This is a genomic window from Bacillus sp. GMs2/2, assembly GCF_050172095.1.
In the GTDB taxonomy this organism is placed as follows: Bacteria; Bacillota; Bacilli; order Bacillales; family Bacillaceae_G; genus Bacillus_A; species Bacillus_A cereus.
In genome coordinates, this window is the sequence record NZ_JBNLYE010000374.1 from 1 (window position 1) to 3,724 (window position 3,724).

Genomic DNA, 3,724 nt, shown 5'->3' on the forward strand with positions numbered 1-3,724 from the left:
TATTGAATAATAGAAAAAAATTTTGTGTTATTGGTGAAAAAGAAGTGAGGATAGTATATGAAGAAAAGAATTTTAATCGTAGAAGATGAAGAAAATATTCGAGAAGTATGCAAACGATATTTAGAAAGAGAAGAATATGAAGTTTATACAGCTGTAAATGGTAAAGAAGGTTGGGATTTATTTCTTACACATCAACCAGATTTAATTATATTAGATTTGATGATGCCAAAAAAAGATGGATGGGAATTATGTGAGGAAATTCGTCAACAGTCAAATGTCCCTATTATTATGTTAACTGCTAAGGGAGAGGAAAGGGATCGGATTTTAGGCTTAACAATGGGGGCAGATGATTATTTAACAAAGCCATTTTCCCCTCGTGAATTAGTATTAAGGGTTCAAATTATACTAAGAAGAGGAAGTCATGTGCCAATACAAGCGAAAGAATCCCTGTTGGAAGTGATAGAGTTTCCAGATTTAAAAATATACCCAAAGACAAGATATGTACTTGTTTGTGATAAGGAAGTGGAGTTAACGGTGAAAGAGTTTGAAGTACTTTATCTCATGGCAAAGCATCCAAAACAAGTATTTTCTCGCTCGCAGCTTCTTGAATTAATTTGGGATTTTGGACATGAAGGGGCATCAAACACAGTTACCGTATTAGTGAGTCGTTTACGTGAAAAGCTCGAGAAGCATACGATAAAGAATCGTTGGATTCATACGGTCTGGGGTATAGGATATCGCTTTGAGCCAAATGGAGGAAATGAAACATGAGATTACGTATTCAATTGTTACTCATGAATCTATTAAGTACCAGTATTATGGTAATTGCTATATGGTATAGTGAGACCAAAATGTTACTTGAACAGGAACAAACGCGGTTATTAACAGTAATTGCATTTGTGGCATTCATTATTTCAACGTTTATTTATTGGTTAATGACACGTCCTATCATGAGATCTATACAAAATTTAATAAAATTGACGAAACAATTTAGTGATAGACACTTTGAAACAATGTATATAATTGGGCAAGAACCACGTGAGTTTAAAGAATTAGCAACAGCCTTTCAACAGATGGCAAAAAAATTAGAAGAAGGGTTTACTAAGTTAGAGGAACAGGAAAACTCTCGTAAGGAGCTAATTACCAATATCTCACATGACTTACGAACACCTATGGCTAGTATGCAAATGATGATAGAAGCATTACAAGATAACCTGATTGAAGATCCTGAAATGAAAAAGCAATACTTAGCAACGGTTTTAAAAGAAATAGAAAGATTAAATGGATTAATTAACGACTTATTTGATCTTTCAAAGTTAGAGTTTGAGCAAGTAGATTTTCACCCAAGTTTCACACATTTAGATAAAGTTCTATTAGATGTATTAGAGTCACATTCTGTCTTATTAGAGGACAAACAAATCCATGTGCAATTGGAGGTCCCTGATACATTACCTCAACTTTTGATTATGCCTTGTAAAATAGAAAGGGTCATAGGTAATTTATTACATAATGCAATTCGATATTCTCCTATCTCTGGAACAATCGAGTTGACTGTAGTGGAAAATAAACTAACTCAAAAGGTCCAATTCACTTTGCGGGATGAAGGAATAGGAATTTCTCCAAATGATCAATTACGTGTATTTGAACGCTTTTTTAGAACAGATCGATCAAGAAGTTCACAATCTGGAGGTTCCGGACTTGGATTAGCTATTGCAAAATCATTAATTGAAATGCACAAAGGGGAAATTGGTGTAAGGAATCGCGCAGATGGTAAGCAGGGAAGTGAATTTTGGTTCACTCTTCCCATCACATCAGTAAAAAAATAAGATGGCTGAAAGACTTTTGTAACATTTATGTTAGAAAAATGAAAGACCTTCTTGTTAACATACTACTACACAGTATGTTACAGGAGGTTTTTTACTTTATGAAAAGAAAATATGTATGGCTTATAGGTGGTTTGATAATTGTATTGGGGATTTTATGGTCATTGTTCCGACCAGAGAAATTATTTATTGATAAGCACGTAAATGAATCATTGCCACAAGCAGAGATACAATCAACTGAAATAAAGCAGCAAAGTGATCGAGTAATAAGGGAAGGTCAGTTTCAAAACGGTGTCCATGAAACAACCGGAACGGCAAAAATTCACCAATTAGCAGATGGAAAACGTGTTTTACGACTTTCTAATTTTGCAACATCTAATGGGCCAGATGTACGAGTTGTATTAGTTCCTACAAATCGTTTGAAAAATAATGAAGACGTGAAAAACTATCGGTATATTGAATTAGGAAAATTAAAGGGAAATAAAGGAGACCAAAACTACGAAATTCCTGAAGGGATAGATGTAAATGAATATGGTTCGGTTTCTGTTTGGTGTAAAAGATTTAATGAAAACTTTGGTGTGGTTTATTTTAATAATTTAATATGAACTTAAAATATCCTTTTACAGGAGGAATTCATATGGGTTATGGTAGTAGCTGCAGCGGACTTAGTTGCTAAGAAGGGCACTTATAAGAGTGTCTTTTTCATATTTCTCAATTTTGGTATATTTTAAGGCTATTGGACGTTTACGGAGAGATTTTATCATTTTAGCAAGAAGACTCCTTCTTACATAAATGGACTAAGCATTCGCTCATTTCCACACATTGGTTCGAGCACTTTCATCTTTTTATCTTTTACAAAAGAAAGGAAAAAATCTAGTTCCTTTCCTTTTACAATTGACTTATTTATTTCATACATTCTTGTACATAGTTCAATGTAATATTCAACCATTCCTTTTTGACCCTTTATCTTTACTTATAAATTGATCATTCTTAATAATCTTACCATTTAAGGGTGAAATTTCATATTTATTATTTTACTCTTAAAAACATATGTATAATGTATTCACAACTAGTCAACATAAGGCATCAGTATCGGTAGCAAGTGTAAAAGTAAATCACTACTATCACAAGGAATCAGCCTTTTTACTCTATTCATTTTTTTATACATTTCTATCCTGGCGCGCTTTTAAGGTTCTCGTTTGTTACTGGATTAGCCGAAAAACTGTATAAAATCTTGCATACCCTTAGTGTGCTTTTTTTCGAAGCGCTGGAAAGCCCCTTTTAAGAAAAAAGAAAAGATACCCTAAGATGTCTTTTCTAATAGTTTTTTAACAGAAGCAACTGCATCCGATAATGATTAATAGAATAAATAATACAACTAATAAAGCAAAACCGCAGCCTTCACCGCAAGTACCACCATATCCCATAATAATAGTTCCTCCTTTAGATAAGAGGGCAAAACTAGGGTTCATTCCATGTATTTTAACAGGTTCACTTTACCTTAAGTTTTTAGGGATTAATTGAGCAGGTGCTTTTGAAAAAAAGAAAAGACCCCAAGGGCGCCTTCCTCCGGCCTGAACAATTTTAATTTTAATAATATGTATTGGACTCCTATCCAAATATAATTTTACCATGTTAAGTTGTTTTGTTCTGGGGTATCATCATATCGCTATATACCTAAAAATACTTACTACCCATTCTTGTTATAAATATTGTTCTGCCAAGGTTAATAGGGGGAGTACCACATGCCCATCAAGCTAAAATTTTGAAGTAGACCCAAAATGAAATTTTCCTTTCTCTACAGCTAGTTATTTTGAGAAATGAGCTCATTTTTTGTACGATACATTTTTTAACTAATTTTGGTTAAGTTATTTTCAAAGAGGTTATTGCTAATTCAATGG

The 3,724-nt window shown here is 33.2% G+C and carries 4 protein-coding genes and 1 pseudogene; 3 read left to right on the top strand and 2 right to left on the bottom strand.

From position 1 onward, the window contains the following. The first annotated feature begins 57 nt into the window (after positions 1-57). The 3 genes from ACQGS6_RS24500 to ACQGS6_RS24510 all read left to right on the top strand — a co-directional run bounded on the left by ACQGS6_RS24500 (position 58) and on the right by ACQGS6_RS24510 (position 2,428). Complete coding sequence (locus ACQGS6_RS24500; protein ID WP_000746049.1) at positions 58-771, top strand: response regulator transcription factor; 714 nt, start codon at positions 58-60, stop codon at positions 769-771. Then, the gene (locus tag ACQGS6_RS24505; protein WP_100618830.1) at positions 768-1,826 is read left to right on the top strand and encodes a sensor histidine kinase; all 1,059 of its coding nucleotides are present in this window, start codon (positions 768-770) and stop codon (positions 1,824-1,826) included. The genes ACQGS6_RS24500 and ACQGS6_RS24505 overlap by 4 nt, the downstream gene beginning before the upstream one ends. 98 nt (positions 1,827-1,924) lie before the next feature. Further along, positions 1,925-2,428: a DM13 domain-containing protein gene (locus tag ACQGS6_RS24510; protein ID WP_098379122.1), complete on the top strand. Its 504-nt coding sequence runs from the start codon at positions 1,925-1,927 to the stop codon at positions 2,426-2,428. A gap of 182 nt (positions 2,429-2,610) precedes the next feature. On the opposite strand, the pseudogene ACQGS6_RS24515 reads toward ACQGS6_RS24510, so the two are convergent. Beyond that, positions 2,611-2,772, bottom strand: a pseudogene (locus ACQGS6_RS24515) (SAM-dependent methyltransferase); the annotation flags it as partial. 379 nt (positions 2,773-3,151) lie between these two features. Continuing rightward, on the bottom strand, positions 3,152-3,250 hold the full coding sequence (locus ACQGS6_RS24520) for a YjcZ family sporulation protein (protein WP_074595434.1): 99 nt from the start codon (positions 3,248-3,250) through the stop codon (positions 3,152-3,154). Between the last annotated feature and the right edge of the window lie 474 nt (positions 3,251-3,724).

Coding starts and splice junctions, on each gene's coding strand:
- ACQGS6_RS24500 (WP_000746049.1), top strand. CDS start 58: ATGAAGAAAAGAATTTTAATCGTAGAAGATGAAGAAAATATTCGAGAA.
- ACQGS6_RS24505 (WP_100618830.1), top strand. CDS start 768: ATGAGATTACGTATTCAATTGTTACTCATGAATCTATTAAGTACCAGT.
- ACQGS6_RS24510 (WP_098379122.1), top strand. CDS start 1,925: ATGAAAAGAAAATATGTATGGCTTATAGGTGGTTTGATAATTGTATTG.
- ACQGS6_RS24520 (WP_074595434.1), bottom strand. CDS start 3,250: ATGGGATATGGTGGTACTTGCGGTGAAGGCTGCGGTTTTGCTTTATTA.